Raw genomic sequence first — 12,879 nt, 5'->3', positions numbered from 1 at the left:
ACGTCTGTGTGCCTTCCTCGGTATGCCCCGCGAATATCGCCCACAACCATGACGGCTGTACGAATCCAACAGGACAGTCGCGACACAGAACCTAACAGGCCGAGCCGGAGCATGTTTTCCGCGAGCGAGTCGTCGACGGCCGAGGTCTTGGCGTCGGCCTTCTTGACGAGGCAGGGAACGAGGCCATCGGCGGGAAAGCGTCCGGCCTCGACCAGACGCGCGATCGCCCGGAAGCGCCGACCGCCGGCCGGGGTCTCGAAATCGCCGGTCTCGTTGCCGTCGGCGTCGAGGATGGCGCGGACATTGATGCCCTGCACGATGTCCTCGCGACGGTCGATGTCGTGGGTGAGATCGTCGAGGCCGGCCTCGACGTCGGTTTCGCGGACATTGCTGTCCGAGAGGCGGATGCGATTGAAGGGAATGTCACGCGAGCGCGAGAAGACGATCATTGCGGTCGCGGGCTTCTTCGACTTCCTGGCAGCTTTGGCCATGGTGGTTTCTCCGTGACGGGCGGCCGAGACCCTCTCTCGACCTTCCAACCCGTCACGAAATCCCCAACCCCTCTCTCACTCTCGACCAAGCCGCAGGTGCGACGCTACCAGTCGAAGCTCTGCGGGCGCTCCGCATTCACCCGGTATTTCCGGCGCAGCGTGAGGATCGCCGCCTCCTGCCGGTCGATCTTGCGCCGGAGCCGGTCAAGATCCGGCCCCGCGACCGCCATGAGACGATTCAGCACTCGCCGGTATTCCGCTTCGTCGGCGCCTGTCCAGCGGCTCATACGCCGGTGGTAGTGCCGGGATTTCGGGCGCAAACGAATGGTCTCGCCCTCGGCGCGATTGCTCAGTGCGCGTTCGGCAAGCGCGAGATTGCGCCGCGTATCCGCGAGCGCATCCTCCATGCGCGCCAGCAGCGAGCGCAGACGATCAGGAGGCATCATCGCGTGGCCCCCAGTCGTCAGGCGGGTTAGATCTATGCCGGCGGCGGAGGCGCATCAGACGCCCTCTCGCCGCTTACGCACCGCGGCATAGATGATCCGTTCGGCACTTCGGATGCTGCCGGCTTCCCGCGCAGCCTCTGCCCAGACCGAAATCGGAAAGACGCCGGAAAAGAGAATGTCGCGCTCGATACCAAGTCCGAAAGGCAGGCGCACCGAGGCCATCTCCTCGAGCGAGAAATAGCCAAGCTCCGGCTCGCCGAGATCGGCCAGACCAAAGAGGATGTCGCCGTCGGCATCGAGTTCGGTCGCCAGCCAGACGCCAGCGCCAAGCGGGTTGAAGAATTTGACGACCGGCACATGATCTGTGTCGCGCTGGCGGCCATTGGCGAGAAGCTGCGCGCGCAGCTCGTCCGTCAGGAGGATCATGCCGCCCTCCTATCGATGGCGGTCTCGGGCGCGGCTGGCAGCTGCTCGTCGTTCGGCAGGAAGGACAGCAGCCAGTCGGCCGCCTTGCTCGCCTGCGAGGCGGCACGCACGATGGCGCGCGAATCTTCGCGAAGCGCTTCAAGCCACGCCCCGATATAATCCGCGTGACGCACGGTCGGCACAATACCGAGGGCAGCGCAACTGTACGCCGCGATCAGTTCGGCTGTGATTTCTTCGACCGAATAGAGCCTGGTCCCGAACGAGCCGGACAAGTCACGGTTCAGCCGGCTGTGATGGCCACTGGCGTGACCTAACTCGTGCAGCGCCGTGCGGTGCCAGTTGATCGGCTCGAAATACGCCTGCGGCGGCGGGACCATCACATAGTCCTGGGACGGGACGTAGAAGGCCCGGTTGCCGCCGATGCGGAAGTCGACGCCCGTCGCCCTTATCAGCGCCTCGACCCTCGGCTCGATCAGGCCGGGCGGTGGCGGCGGTGCGACCGTCGCGATGTCGTCGGGCAGCCCGTCGCACTGCGCCACGTTGAATACCGTGTACCGCTTCAGAAACGGGATGGCATGGGCCTCGTCGCCAGTCTCGCGGGCACGACGCTTCTCGTCTTCCGGGGTGAAGCGGTCGGCATAGACGACTGTGGTGCCGCGCTCGCCTTTGCGGACATTGCCCCCAAGCGAGAGGGCCTGGCGAAATGTGAGCCAGCCCTGGCAGGGAAAGCCGTGCTCAATGACGGCGCCCCAAAGGATGAGCACGTTGATGCCGCTGTAGGTGCGGGAGGTCGTGGCGTTTTTTGGCAGGCCGAGCGGTGCCTTGGCCGCCGACGTACCCCAGGGCTGCACCCACGGCACGCGACCGGCCTCCAGTTCGGCGATGATTTTGGTGGTGATCTCGTCATAAAGGTTCGCCCGATCCGAGCCGGTGCGAACGCCGCGATCATGTCTGGACATTGCGATTCTCCGCGACGGGCGCCGGAAGCCTCTCTCCCAGCCTTCAACCCGTCACGGCAAACCCGTCCGCACTCTCAACTCTATCGGTGATTGACTTGGGTAAGGGACATAATCGCTATCGGTTGGCCGCTATGAAGGTTGTCGTGATACCCTCCCGCCCTGACTTCGCTGCAAATCGCTACGTCACGCTACGCTATCCGATTTGCCAAAACCGTTTCAAAAACCGTTTCAAGCCGGCATTTTGAAACGGTGTGATTTTGCTAAGTCTTTGAAATAATTGGCGCGCCCGAAAGGATTCGAACCTCTGACCCCCAGATTCGTAGTCTGGTGCTCTATCCAGCTGAGCTACGGGCGCGCATCAGGCCGGCGGAACCGGCCCAGCGTCCGGCTGTCGGTGCCGGCCGCGAACGTGCCGCTTCACTAGCGACTGATTTTGCGAAATGCAAGCCGGCATTTGAAGTTTTCTCACCTGCCTTGCAAAACACCGGCTCAGCCATGTCTGCGCTGGCCATCGAAGGCGCGGCCGAAAGGAAGGGGGCGATCGGCGATGCTCACCGCGAAAGTGGTGTCACCGCTCTCGCTGCCGACGAGTTCCAGGGTTCCGCCATGGGCGCGCACCAGTTCCTGCGCGATTGCCAGTCCAAGGCCGGTGCCCCCCTGCCGTGCAGCACCCCGAAAGGCGGAGAACAGGTTCTCGCGCGCCCTCGGCGGCAGGCCGGGGCCGGTGTCGTTGACGACGATCCGGCACACGCTCCCCTGCCGCTCCGCCGAAACGGTCAACCGGCGCACGCTCACCCTGTCGGTTTCGGACGACATCGCCTGCACCGCATTGCGCGCGATATTGGTCAGCACGCGGAAAAGCTGGTCGGGATCGGCGTCGATCTCGAAGTCGGGGGGCACGGCATTGACGAATTCCGTGCCGCTGTCGGCGTTGACCATGTCGCGCAAGTCCTCGACCAGCGAGTGAAGCTTCACCAGCCGGCGCGCGGGCGCCGGCTCCTGCGTGCGTCCATAGGCCAGCACGCCCTCCGAATAGGAAACGGCGCGGTCCAGCGTCCGCAACAGACGGGGCGCGAAGGACTGCACGGTCGGGTCCTTCGATGTCGAGAGCCTGTCCGAAATGAGCTGGGCGGAAGCCAGCATGTTGCGCATATCGTGGTTGATCTTGGAAACGGCGAGACCCAGGTCGGCCAGGTGACGGCGCTCCGCCAGCATTTTCTGCAACCGCTCCTGCATGCGCGAAAGCTCGCGCTCGGCAAAGCCGATCTCGTCGGCGCGCGCGGCCGGGGCGATGATGCGCGTGGGATCTTCCGGCGCCTGCGAGAAAGACAGCATGGAGCGGGCGAGCCTGCGCATCGGCCGCACCATGATGCGGTCCATGGCGGCATAAACCAGCATCGCCGCGAAAACGGAGATGAGCAGGGACAGCAAGGCGACGTTGCGTGCATAGATCAGCATCGCCGCGCGCAGGGCCTTGTCGGGCATGATGAGCTCGAATTCGCGCTCGTCCTCTCCGGCAGGCCCATAGATACGCAGCATGCTGCCGCCGCCGTTGATCAGCGTGTCGAGCGCGCCGGCGATCTCGCCGAACATGCCCACATTGGCCATGTCGATGTGCTTGTCCACTTCCGGCGGCATGTCGGCCACGACCAGCAGGCGCGAAACGCCGCCATCGGTCATGGCGATTGCCCTGGCGCCGATGGCCATGAGGACGTCGTCCTGAGCCTCGCGCGAGAGCGCCGCGGGGTCGCCCTGCACCAGCACGATGGAAACGGCAGCGGCCGTGGCAAGCCGGTCGCGCAGCCAGCTTATGCGGTAGCTGGCCACGGAGGGCAGGAAAATGAAGGTTTCGGCAAGAAGAACGAACACAAGGGTGAGCAGCAGCAGCTTGGTGGAAAGGCCGCGCGCAAGCGGAACCGTGGCCGCGGCCGGCTCCGGCGGTTCCTTTCCCTGCACGTCCTGCGTCATGCTTTCCCGAGCTTTCCGATCCCTGCCAAGCCCTTTTCCGGGCATGAACAGCATAGGGGAAAAGAGCCTTCCTGTCTGCGGCGGCAGTCGCAAACCGGGCCTGCGCGGCGATTGACTTCACCGGCCCCAATCCATATAAGCCGCTCACGCTCGGGCCTGACCTCCCGGCGCGGTTTCGGTCGCGTCACAATGGCTGAGCACAGCTCCTGTCGTATCGATGGCAGAATCAAGAAGGGCCGCACACCGCGGTATTAAATAAATGAAGCGTACCTACCAACCCTCCAAACTCGTTCGCAAGCGCCGCCACGGCTTCCGTGCCCGCATGGCCACCAATGGCGGCCGCGCCGTCATCGCAGCCCGCCGCAATCGTGGCCGCAAGCGGCTGAGCGCCTGACGGAAACGAGTTCGTTGCCCGGCGCAGGCAAGCCTTCGGGACCACAGCCCGGGCGGCTTCTCAAACGCGCGGAGTTTCTGGCCGTGCGGCGCGGTGAGAAGCGCCGTGGACGGCTTTTCCTCGTCGAGGTTCTCGACCGGGGCGACGACAAGACGCCGCGCGTCGGCTATACCGTCACCAAAAAAGTCGGCAACGCGGTTGTGCGCAACCGCGTCCGGCGGCGGCTGAAAGAGGCCGTGCGCACCCATGCCGCACATGACATGCAGCCCGGCAACGATTATGTGATCGTCGGGCGCGAAGATGTGCTCGGCGCCACATTCGACCAGCTCAGGGTCGAGCTTTCCCGGCGGATCCGCGGATCACGATAGGGTTCAGGATGGAAAACAATCGCAATTTCTTCATAACCATTGCGCTGTCGGTGCTGATCCTGTTGCTCTGGCAGGTCTTCTACATGAACCCGCGGATCGAGGCGCAACGCGAAGCGGCCCGGATCGAGCAGGCTCGCCAGGAACAGGTGCAGCGAAACAACGACCTGCCGGCACCCGGCCAAACCGCGCCGGGCCAGACCGCGCCGGGACAGACCTCACCCGGACAGGGCGCGATTCCCGGCTCTGGCGGCCCCGATGGCCAGGCGGCCCCCGCAGGCCGTGCACAGGCGCTTGCGGGCACGCCGCGCGTAAAGATCGACACGCCGAGCGTGGAAGGCTCGATCAACCTGATCGGCGGGCGGCTCGACGACCTCAAGCTCAAGGATTATCGCGAGACGGTCGACAACAATTCGCCCGAGATCGAGTTGCTCAACCCGGCCGCCATGCCCAACGGCTATTATGCCGAGATCGGTTTCGTCGGCAGCGATGCAACCGGCGCGGTGCCCGGCCCCCAGACAGAGTGGACGGTCGACGGCAACCCGACGCTTACCCCCGCCACACCGGTCACGCTCACCTATACCAACGAGAAGGGCCTTACCTTCAGGCGCACCTATTCGCTCGACGAGCACTACCTGTTCACCGTGTCCGACACGGTCGAGAACGGCGGCGCGGGCGATGTCACCCTGTTCAGCTACGGCCGCGTCACCCGCTTCGACAAGCCCACCACAGCCTCGATCTACGTGCTGCACGAGGGGCTGATCGGCGTCACCGGCGAGGAAGGGCTGCAAGAGCACAAATACTCCGCCGTCGAGGACGACAAGCAGTACACGCCGGGCAAGTCCAGCGACGGCTGGCTCGGCATCACCGACAAGTACTGGGCGGTGGCGCTGGTGCCGACCGCAAAGCAGCCGTTCCAGCCGCGCTTCGCCTATTTCGAGGACGGACGCCCGCGCTATCAGGCGGACTTCCTCAGCGATGCCATCCCGGTCGCCGCCGGCCAGTCGGCCACGGTCGAATCGCTGGTCTTCGCAGGTGCCAAGGAAGTCGAGACCATCAACGCCTATGAAAAGGAGCGCAGCATCCGCCGCTTCGACCTGCTCATCGACTGGGGATGGTTCCACTTCATCACCAAGCCGATGTTCTGGCTGATCGACACGCTCTACAGGATGCTCGGCAATTTCGGTCTGGCGATCCTCGCCACCACCGTCGTCGTCAAGCTCGTCTTCTTCCCGCTGGCCAACAAGTCCTATGCCTCGATGGCCAACATGAAGAAGGTGCAGCCGAAGATGATGGAAATCCGCGAAAAATACGCGGACGACCGGATGAAGCAGCAGCAGGCCATGATGGAGCTGTACAAGACGGAAAAGATCAATCCGATCGCCGGCTGCTGGCCGGTTCTGATCCAGATTCCGGTCTTCTTCGCACTCTACAAGGTGCTCTACATCACCATCGAGATGCGGCATGCCCCGTTCTTCGGCTGGATCCACGATCTGGCGGCACCCGATCCGACCTCGCTGTTCAATCTCTTCGGCATGTTGCCCTACGATGTGCCGACCATGCTCCATATCGGCATCTGGCCGCTCCTGATGGGCGTGACCATGTTCCTGCAGATGCGCATGAACCCGGCCCCGCCGGACCCGACGCAGGCCATGATCTTCAACTGGATGCCCGTCATCTTCACCTTCATGATGGCCGGCTTCCCGGCCGGTCTGGTCATCTACTGGGCCTGGAACAACCTGCTCTCGATCCTGCAACAGGCGGTGATCATGAAGCGCCAGGGCGTGAAGATCGAGTTGTGGGACAATCTCTCGGGCCTGTTCCGCAAGAAGCCAAAACCCGCGGAATAGCGCGTCAGCAAACGCATCCGGGAAAGGCCCCTCAAACGAGGGGCCTTTCTTTTTTGGGCATCCCGCCCGTCTGCCCTTCCGTCACTGGAAACGACTCCGTTTCCGGGTTAGGGCTATGATTGGCGCCGCAAGGCCGCAGTGAAGGCAGCGCGAAGAGCGGACATGAGATTCAGCAAAGACATAGCAACCCTGTGCAAGGAGCATGGGCTTCGTCTGACCGGGCCGCGCAAGGTCATCATGCAGGTGCTGTCCGAATCCTCGGACCATCCCGACGCGGTGGAACTGCACCGGCGCGTGAGCGAGATCAGTCCGGGCGTCGCCATCGCCACAGTCTATCGCACGCTGGCGCTGCTGGAAGATAAAGGCGTGCTGGAAAAGCATACGTTCGGCGACGGCCGCGCGCGCTTCGAAAGCGCCGATCAGGAACATCACGACCACTTCATAAATGTCGAAACCGGGGACGTGATCGAATTTCGTTCCGATGAAATCGAGCGGCTACAGGAGGAAATCGCGCGGCAGCACGGTTTCGACATCGTCAGCCACAAGCTGGAAATCTACGTGAAGCCCGCGAAAAGGAACCGCAGGCGGACAGGCTGAAGCGTGTCGCGATCTTTCAGATCCGCTGCTTACGCTTCAGGTTCCGGTTTTTACGCATGTCGCTGCCCCGAAACCGGAGGCCACTTTCGGGCGACATGCTTTAGATCATTTCATCGTTTCTCCGAATCGATGAAATGATCTAACTATTTGTTTATACTGCATTTGTGCGACGCCAAATGTTTCCATTTGGCTGCAAAATGCTCTAGCTTTTCAGCCCACACATCCGGTTGACCGGCTTGACGGCGAAGCCGTGCAGGCCCGGCGACGGGAGAAGCACACCGTCAAACCATAAGCTCAATCACCTGCGGCCGGATCGCCCACAGCAGCCTCTACGGCGGCGGCGATTTCGCGAATGAGCGCCTCGTCCGCAGCCGGCCGTTGCTTGCGCGAGGACACCAGGCAAGCCTGCGAGCGCAGGATCACCCCGTCGCCCAGCACCTTGAGATGATTGGCGCGCAGCGTCGAGCCGGTCGAGGTGATGTCGACGATGACATCGGCGGAACCGGCTGCCGGCGCGCCCTCGGTGGCGCCCAGGCTTTCGACGATCCGGTAGACCTGAATGCCGTGCTTGCCGGAAAAGAACTGCTGCGTGAGGCGCCAGTATTTGGTGGCAATGCGCAGCCGCCTTCCATGGCGCTGGCGGAAATCTGCCGCCACGTCGTCGAGGTCGGCCATGGTGTCGACGTCGAGCCACATGTCCGGCACCGCCACCACCACATCGGCATGGCCGAAGCCGAGCCGCGCGACGATTTCGGCGCGGCTTTCCCAGTCGGCCAGGTTCTCGCGCACCAGATCCTCGCCGGTGACGCCGAGGTCGATGCCGCCGCTGCCGATCTCGCCCGAAATCTCGGAGGCCGACATGAACACGACCTCGATGTCGCTGCGCCCCCCGACATGGGCATGGTAACGGCGGTCGTCTTCCGGCAGGCTGACGGCAAGCCCCGCCCGCGCCAGTATCTCCAGCGTCTTTTCCTTCAACCGTCCCTTGGAGGGAATGGCCAGCGTCACGCTCATGCCCGCGCCTCCCTGAGCGATTCGACCCGATCGAGCCACACGGAGAAGCCGACGCCGGGAATGGGATGGTTCGCGCCAAGCAGCGTCAGCAGGCGGTCATAGCGGCCGCCGCCGGCCAGCGGGCGACCGTCGGTGCCTTCGGCCCCGATCTCGAAAACGAGACCGGTATAATAATCGAGCGGGCGGCCGAAGGCGGCATCGTAGCGCACGGTTCCGGAAGCCAGCCCATGGCCGGCGATGGCCTCGGCACGTTCCGCGAACAGGTCGAGCGCCGTGCCGAGTTCCAGCCCGGCCTCGGCGGCGAAACCGCGCAGTGCGTCCGCCGCTCCGGTGAGCGGCGTGTCGATGGCCAGAAAGGTCTTAAGCGCGGCGAAGGCATCGTCGGACAGGCGCACGCTGCGCAGTTGCACCTTCTCGATCAGGCGCCGCGCAATCTCGGCCGGCGTGCGGCCGGCAGACAGCGGCAGGCCGGCCTGCTCCATGCCCTTCGCAATCTGTGCGGTCAGCCCTTCCGCATCGCCATCGACGGCGAGCAGCGCCACCGGACCGGCAAGCTGGCCGTTGCGCGGCGGATTGGCGAGATCGGCAAGTGCAGCATCCAGCATGGCGTGCGAGCCGAAGGCGCGCGCCAGACGCATGCGCCAGCCGCGCGGCAGGCCAAGCGCCGCCAGCACCGCCTCGAACACCGACTGGTCGCCGATGGTCAGTTTCAGGCTGGCCTGCGGAACCGCTCTGGCCAGCAACTCATGCGCATCCGCCACCAGCCGCGCGTCCGCCGCAGCAGTGTCGGTGTCGCCAAGGTCCTCGATGCCGGCCTGAAAGAACTCGTTGGAGCCGTCGCGGCGCTGGCGGAACACTTCGCCCAGATAGCCATAGCGGCGCGGCGTGCCGGCCTGGCTCGCGATGTGGTCGAGGCAGACGGGAATGGTGAATTCCGGGCGCAGGCACAGCGCCTGCCCGGTCTCGCTCTCGGTGAGGAAAATGCGCCGGCGCAAATCCTCGCCGGCAATGTCGAGGAACGGATCGGCCGGCTGCAAGACGCCGACCTCGACCAGATCGACGTTTCTGGCGGCGAACAGCGCCTTGACGTCGCCCGCCACGGAGGGAGATCGCGAGCTCATCGACGGTCTCCGTTTACCGCCGCGCTCATTGCCCTGCCCTGTCGGCCGCCTGCGCATCGAGGATCTTCTTCACCTCGGCCACCAGATCGGTTTCCGGCACGGTGACCTGCGCGGGCCGCGCGGCGCGCCACTCGGCATTGTCGGAAATCTCGGCCGACATGCGCGCGCCTTCGATCAGGTCCTTGATCTGGACCTCGCCCTTTTCGCGCTCGTCGCCGCCCTGGATGACGGCCACCGGACAGCCGCGCCGGTCGGCATATTTGAGCTGCGCCTTCATGCCCGCGCCGCCGAGATACATCTCGGCGCGGATGCCGGCCCGGCGCAGGTCCGACACCATCTTCTGGTAACGCCCGAGGCTTTCCGTGTCCTTGTCCATGACCAGCACCACGACCGGCTGAATGACATCCGATGTATCGAGCTTGCCGAGGTTCTTCAGCGCCGTCATCAGGCGCGAGACGCCGATGGAAAAGCCGGTCGCCGGCACTGGCTCGCCGCGGAAGCGCGACACCAGACCGTCATAACGGCCGCCGCCGCCGACCGAGCCGAAGCGCACGATCTTTCCCTCGTCATTGGGAATCTCGGCCAGCAATTCGGCCTCGTAGACGGGGCCGGTGTAATATTCGAGGCCACGCACCACGGAGGGGTCGATCTTGATGCGGCCGTCGTCATAGCCGGCAGCGGCGACCATGGCGCCGATGTCGGCCAGTTCCTGCACGCCCTCTTCGCCGCGCGCGGAGCCGGCAACGGCACCGCGCATGGCGGCCAGCGCGCCGGCAAGGTCGTCGCCGGTCGAGGAGGTCAGGAGCAGCACGCGATCCGCCTGCGCCGCATCCAGCCCCGCGCCCTTCGTAAAGTCGCCGCTCTCGTCGAGACGGCCCTTGCCGAGCAGATCGCGAACACCCTCGGGGCCAACCTTGTCGAGCTTGTCGACGGCGCGCAGCACGGTGAGGCGGCGGCCGGCATTGTCGTCGCCGCCGAGGCCGATGGCCTCAAGCACGCCGTCGAGCACCTTGCGGTTGTTGACACGAATGACGTAATCGCCGCGCGCGATGCCCACGGCTTCCATCACGTCGGCCATCATCATCGCCATCTCGGCATCGGCGGCCACGCCCGGCGTGCCGACCGTATCTGCATCGAACTGCATGAACTGGCGGAAACGGCCGGGGCCCGGCTTCTCGTTGCGGAACACCCAGCCGGAACGGTAGGAGCGGAATGGCTTCGGCAGCTTCTCGAAATTCTCGGCCACGAAGCGGGCCATGGGCGCGGTCAGGTCGTAGCGCAGCGACAGCCACTGCTCGTCGTCGTCCTGAAAGGAAAAGACCCCCTCGTTCGGCCGGTCCTGATCGGGCAGGAACTTGCCCAGCGCATCGGTGTATTCGATCAGCGGCTGGTCGGCCGGCTCGAAGCCGTAAAGCTCATAGACCTCACGAATCTTGCCCACCATCCGGTCGACGGCACGGATGTCGTCGGGGCTGCGGTCGACAAAGCCGCGCGGCAAGCGCGCTTTCATCTTTTCCGGTCGTTCGGCCATGGCGGGTACTCTGCGGTTCGGCGATAGGGCGGCGGCGGACCGGCTTGAGCCGGACCGCGCGCTGTCCTAACCGATGCCGCACCCGGCAGCAAGGGCAGGCTTCGGCTCAGGCCGGTCTGCGGAAGCTGGCGCGCTCGGCCTCGACCCCGGCGCGGCAGGCGCAACCCTCGATATGGTCGTTGACCATGCCCATGGCCTGCATGAAGGCATACACGGTGGTAGGGCCGACAAAGCTCCAGCCGCGTTTCTTCAGTTCCTTCGAAATGCGGGTGGACACGGCGGTGGTCGGGTTGGCGCGCAGATGGGCGAGGTCCACCACCGCCGGCCTCTCTTCCGGCGCAGGCTCGAACTTCCAGAACCATGCGGCCAGCGAGCCCGCCTCATCCACCAGCTCGCGGGCGCGGCGGGCGTTGTTGACGGTCGAGACAATCTTGCCGCGATGGCGAACGATGCCCGCATTGCCAAGCAGGCGCTCGACATCGGCCTCGGTGAACTCCGCAACGCGTTCGAAATCGAATCCGGAAAATGCCTCGCGGAAGTTTTCGCGCTTGCGCAGGATGGTCAGCCACGACAGACCCGACTGGAAGCCTTCGAGGCAGATCTTCTCGAAAAGGCGGCGGTCATCGGCGACCGGGCGGCCCCATTCGTGGTCGTGATAGTGGATGTAGTCCGGCAGGTTGCCGTGCCAGAAGCAGCGGTCCATACCGTCGGGGCCGGTGATGATGCCGTCCTTATCGCTCATGCCACATATCCGTTAACGCAGGTTTTCGATGCTTTACCGGCGCTTTACCAGATTCCTGAACCGCCGGATAACCATACCGAAAGCTTTACTGACAAAACGGCATTCGACGCATCCGGGATTCACCTTTCGGTTGTCCTTCGCGCACAGGATCGCGCCATGACCGGACACGCGTTTCCGGCCGACGACCGAACCCAAGAGTGCGTCACATGAAACGAGCCCTTTTCCTGTTCACCTGCCTCGCCGGCGCCCTCTCCATGGGCTTTTCGCCGGCGCTGGCCAATGATCGCTATATCGAGCGCCCGCCGGTGCGGGTGAGCCCCGACCTCGCCGCGCCATGGGTGCTGCAACTCGGCAAGGCTCCTGACAATGCAAGGCGCGTCCATCGTACGCAGCCGGCCCCGCGCGCGGGTGCGCAGGCTCAACAGCGCCAGCGCGCCGTGCAGACGCAGCCCGCGCGGGTGCAGCAGGCGTCCGCGCCGAGGATGGTGCAGAAACGCACTGTGCGCCCGCAGATCAACCCGATCTACCTGCCGCAGGTCGTCAATTATAACGGCAAGCACAAGCCCGGCACCGTCATCATCGATACGCGCGATAATTTCCTCTTCCTCGTGGAAAAGAACGGCAAGGCGCGCCGCTATGGCGTCGGCACCGGCAAGCCGGGCTTCGAATGGGCCGGCACCCACAAGGTTTCGGCCAAGCGCGAATGGCCGGACTGGCGTCCGCCGGCGGAAATGATCGCCCGCGAGAAGGCCAGGGGCCGCCATCTGCCGACATTCGTGGCCGGCGGCGTCGAAAACCCGCTCGGCGCGCGGGCGCTTTATCTCGGTTCGACGCTCTACCGCATCCACGGCACCAACCAGCCATGGACGATCGGCGCCGCCGTCTCTTCGGGCTGCATCCGCATGCGCAACGAGGACGTCGTCGATCTTTACGAGCGCGTGCCTGTTGGCGCGACGGTCGTTGTCATGTAGAAGC

At 64.6% G+C, this 12,879-nt stretch carries 14 protein-coding genes and 1 tRNA gene; 5 read left to right on the top strand and 10 right to left on the bottom strand.

The features are described 5' to 3' along the window. The 6 genes from DES43_RS19570 to DES43_RS19545 form a co-directional block, all read right to left on the bottom strand. The coding region (locus tag DES43_RS19570; RefSeq protein ID WP_483458041.1) for a ParB N-terminal domain-containing protein at window positions 1-491 on the bottom strand (491 nt) is incomplete at its 3' end. A 104-nt stretch (window positions 492-595) separates the two neighbouring features. After that, window positions 596-937 (bottom strand): hypothetical protein, encoded by a 342-nt coding sequence (locus DES43_RS19565; RefSeq protein ID WP_035029400.1) that lies wholly within the window; start codon window positions 935-937, stop codon window positions 596-598. 54 nt (window positions 938-991) lie between these two features. Beyond that, window positions 992-1,363 (bottom strand): DUF2958 domain-containing protein, encoded by a 372-nt coding sequence (locus DES43_RS19560; RefSeq protein ID WP_035029402.1) that lies wholly within the window; start codon window positions 1,361-1,363, stop codon window positions 992-994. Then, window positions 1,360-2,322: an ArdC family protein gene (locus tag DES43_RS19555; protein WP_035029405.1), complete on the bottom strand. Its 963-nt coding sequence runs from the start codon at window positions 2,320-2,322 to the stop codon at window positions 1,360-1,362. Before DES43_RS19555 ends, DES43_RS19560 begins: the two co-directional genes overlap by 4 nt. Window positions 2,323-2,600: 278 nt before the next feature. Next, a tRNA-Arg gene (locus DES43_RS19550) sits at window positions 2,601-2,677 on the bottom strand. A gap of 134 nt (window positions 2,678-2,811) precedes the next feature. After that, on the bottom strand, window positions 2,812-4,290 hold the full coding sequence (locus DES43_RS19545; protein WP_035029408.1) for a sensor histidine kinase: 1,479 nt from the start codon (window positions 4,288-4,290) through the stop codon (window positions 2,812-2,814). 259 nt (window positions 4,291-4,549) lie between these two features. Here DES43_RS19545 and rpmH point away from each other — a divergent pair, with 259 nt between their 5' ends. From rpmH to DES43_RS19525, 4 genes are all read left to right on the top strand, one after another. Then, window positions 4,550-4,684 carry a 50S ribosomal protein L34 gene (gene rpmH, locus DES43_RS19540; RefSeq protein WP_035029411.1) on the top strand — a complete coding sequence of 45 codons (135 nt, stop codon included), beginning with the start codon at window positions 4,550-4,552 and terminating at the stop codon, window positions 4,682-4,684. A gap of 14 nt (window positions 4,685-4,698) precedes the next feature. After that, window positions 4,699-5,052, top strand: a complete 354-nt coding sequence (rnpA, locus tag DES43_RS19535) for a ribonuclease P protein component (protein ID WP_035029415.1) — start codon at window positions 4,699-4,701, stop codon at window positions 5,050-5,052. Between the two features lie 8 nt (window positions 5,053-5,060). Then, the gene (gene yidC / locus DES43_RS19530; RefSeq protein ID WP_035029420.1) at window positions 5,061-6,899 is read left to right on the top strand and encodes a membrane protein insertase YidC; all 1,839 of its coding nucleotides are present in this window, start codon (window positions 5,061-5,063) and stop codon (window positions 6,897-6,899) included. 162 nt (window positions 6,900-7,061) lie between these two features. Next, window positions 7,062-7,496 (top strand): Fur family transcriptional regulator, encoded by a 435-nt coding sequence (locus tag DES43_RS19525; RefSeq protein WP_035029423.1) that lies wholly within the window; start codon window positions 7,062-7,064, stop codon window positions 7,494-7,496. A gap of 294 nt (window positions 7,497-7,790) precedes the next feature. On the opposite strand, the gene hisG is transcribed toward DES43_RS19525, so the two are convergent. The 4 genes from hisG to DES43_RS19505 all read right to left on the bottom strand — a co-directional run bounded on the left by hisG (window position 7,791) and on the right by DES43_RS19505 (window position 11,904). After that, window positions 7,791-8,510, bottom strand: a complete 720-nt coding sequence (gene hisG / locus DES43_RS19520) for an ATP phosphoribosyltransferase (RefSeq protein ID WP_035029426.1) — start codon at window positions 8,508-8,510, stop codon at window positions 7,791-7,793. Further along, the gene (locus DES43_RS19515; protein WP_035029430.1) at window positions 8,507-9,631 is read right to left on the bottom strand and encodes an ATP phosphoribosyltransferase regulatory subunit; all 1,125 of its coding nucleotides are present in this window, start codon (window positions 9,629-9,631) and stop codon (window positions 8,507-8,509) included. Before DES43_RS19515 ends, hisG begins: the two co-directional genes overlap by 4 nt. A gap of 25 nt (window positions 9,632-9,656) precedes the next feature. Beyond that, window positions 9,657-11,162, bottom strand: coding sequence for a histidine--tRNA ligase (gene hisS, locus DES43_RS19510; protein ID WP_035029432.1), 1,506 nt, complete (start codon window positions 11,160-11,162; stop codon window positions 9,657-9,659). Window positions 11,163-11,268: 106 nt separating this feature from the next. Then, a complete protein-coding gene (locus DES43_RS19505; RefSeq protein WP_035029435.1) occupies window positions 11,269-11,904 on the bottom strand; it encodes a DNA-3-methyladenine glycosylase I in 636 nt (211 codons plus the stop codon). A 206-nt stretch (window positions 11,905-12,110) separates the two neighbouring features. Between DES43_RS19505 and DES43_RS19500 the strand changes: the two genes are divergently transcribed. Further along, window positions 12,111-12,875 carry a L,D-transpeptidase gene (locus DES43_RS19500; protein WP_051520680.1) on the top strand — a complete coding sequence of 255 codons (765 nt, stop codon included), beginning with the start codon at window positions 12,111-12,113 and terminating at the stop codon, window positions 12,873-12,875. The last annotated feature ends 4 nt before the right edge of the window (window positions 12,876-12,879 follow it).

It is taken from the genome of Aquamicrobium defluvii, from assembly GCF_004363725.1.
In the GTDB taxonomy this organism is placed as follows: domain Bacteria; phylum Pseudomonadota; class Alphaproteobacteria; order Rhizobiales; family Rhizobiaceae; genus Mesorhizobium; species Mesorhizobium defluvii.
Note: the sequence above shows the minus strand (reverse complement) of the source record. Positions and strands in the feature narration are given on the sequence as shown.

Excerpts from the sequence above, each read along its gene's own strand:
- hisS (WP_035029432.1), bottom strand. The coding sequence starts at position 11,162 with ATGGCCGAACGACCGGAAAAGATGAAAGCGCGCTTGCCGCGCGGCTTT.
- hisG (WP_035029426.1), bottom strand. The coding sequence starts at position 8,510 with ATGAGCGTGACGCTGGCCATTCCCTCCAAGGGACGGTTGAAGGAAAAG.
- yidC (WP_035029420.1), top strand. The coding sequence starts at position 5,061 with ATGGAAAACAATCGCAATTTCTTCATAACCATTGCGCTGTCGGTGCTG.
- DES43_RS19555 (WP_035029405.1), bottom strand. The coding sequence starts at position 2,322 with ATGTCCAGACATGATCGCGGCGTTCGCACCGGCTCGGATCGGGCGAAC.
- DES43_RS19515 (WP_035029430.1), bottom strand. The coding sequence starts at position 9,631 with ATGAGCTCGCGATCTCCCTCCGTGGCGGGCGACGTCAAGGCGCTGTTC.
- DES43_RS19565 (WP_035029400.1), bottom strand. The coding sequence starts at position 937 with ATGATGCCTCCTGATCGTCTGCGCTCGCTGCTGGCGCGCATGGAGGAT.
- DES43_RS19560 (WP_035029402.1), bottom strand. The coding sequence starts at position 1,363 with ATGATCCTCCTGACGGACGAGCTGCGCGCGCAGCTTCTCGCCAATGGC.
- DES43_RS19505 (WP_035029435.1), bottom strand. The coding sequence starts at position 11,904 with ATGAGCGATAAGGACGGCATCATCACCGGCCCCGACGGTATGGACCGC.
- rpmH (WP_035029411.1), top strand. The coding sequence starts at position 4,550 with ATGAAGCGTACCTACCAACCCTCCAAACTCGTTCGCAAGCGCCGCCAC.
- DES43_RS19525 (WP_035029423.1), top strand. The coding sequence starts at position 7,062 with ATGAGATTCAGCAAAGACATAGCAACCCTGTGCAAGGAGCATGGGCTT.
- DES43_RS19545 (WP_035029408.1), bottom strand. The coding sequence starts at position 4,290 with ATGACGCAGGACGTGCAGGGAAAGGAACCGCCGGAGCCGGCCGCGGCC.
- DES43_RS19500 (WP_051520680.1), top strand. The coding sequence starts at position 12,111 with ATGAAACGAGCCCTTTTCCTGTTCACCTGCCTCGCCGGCGCCCTCTCC.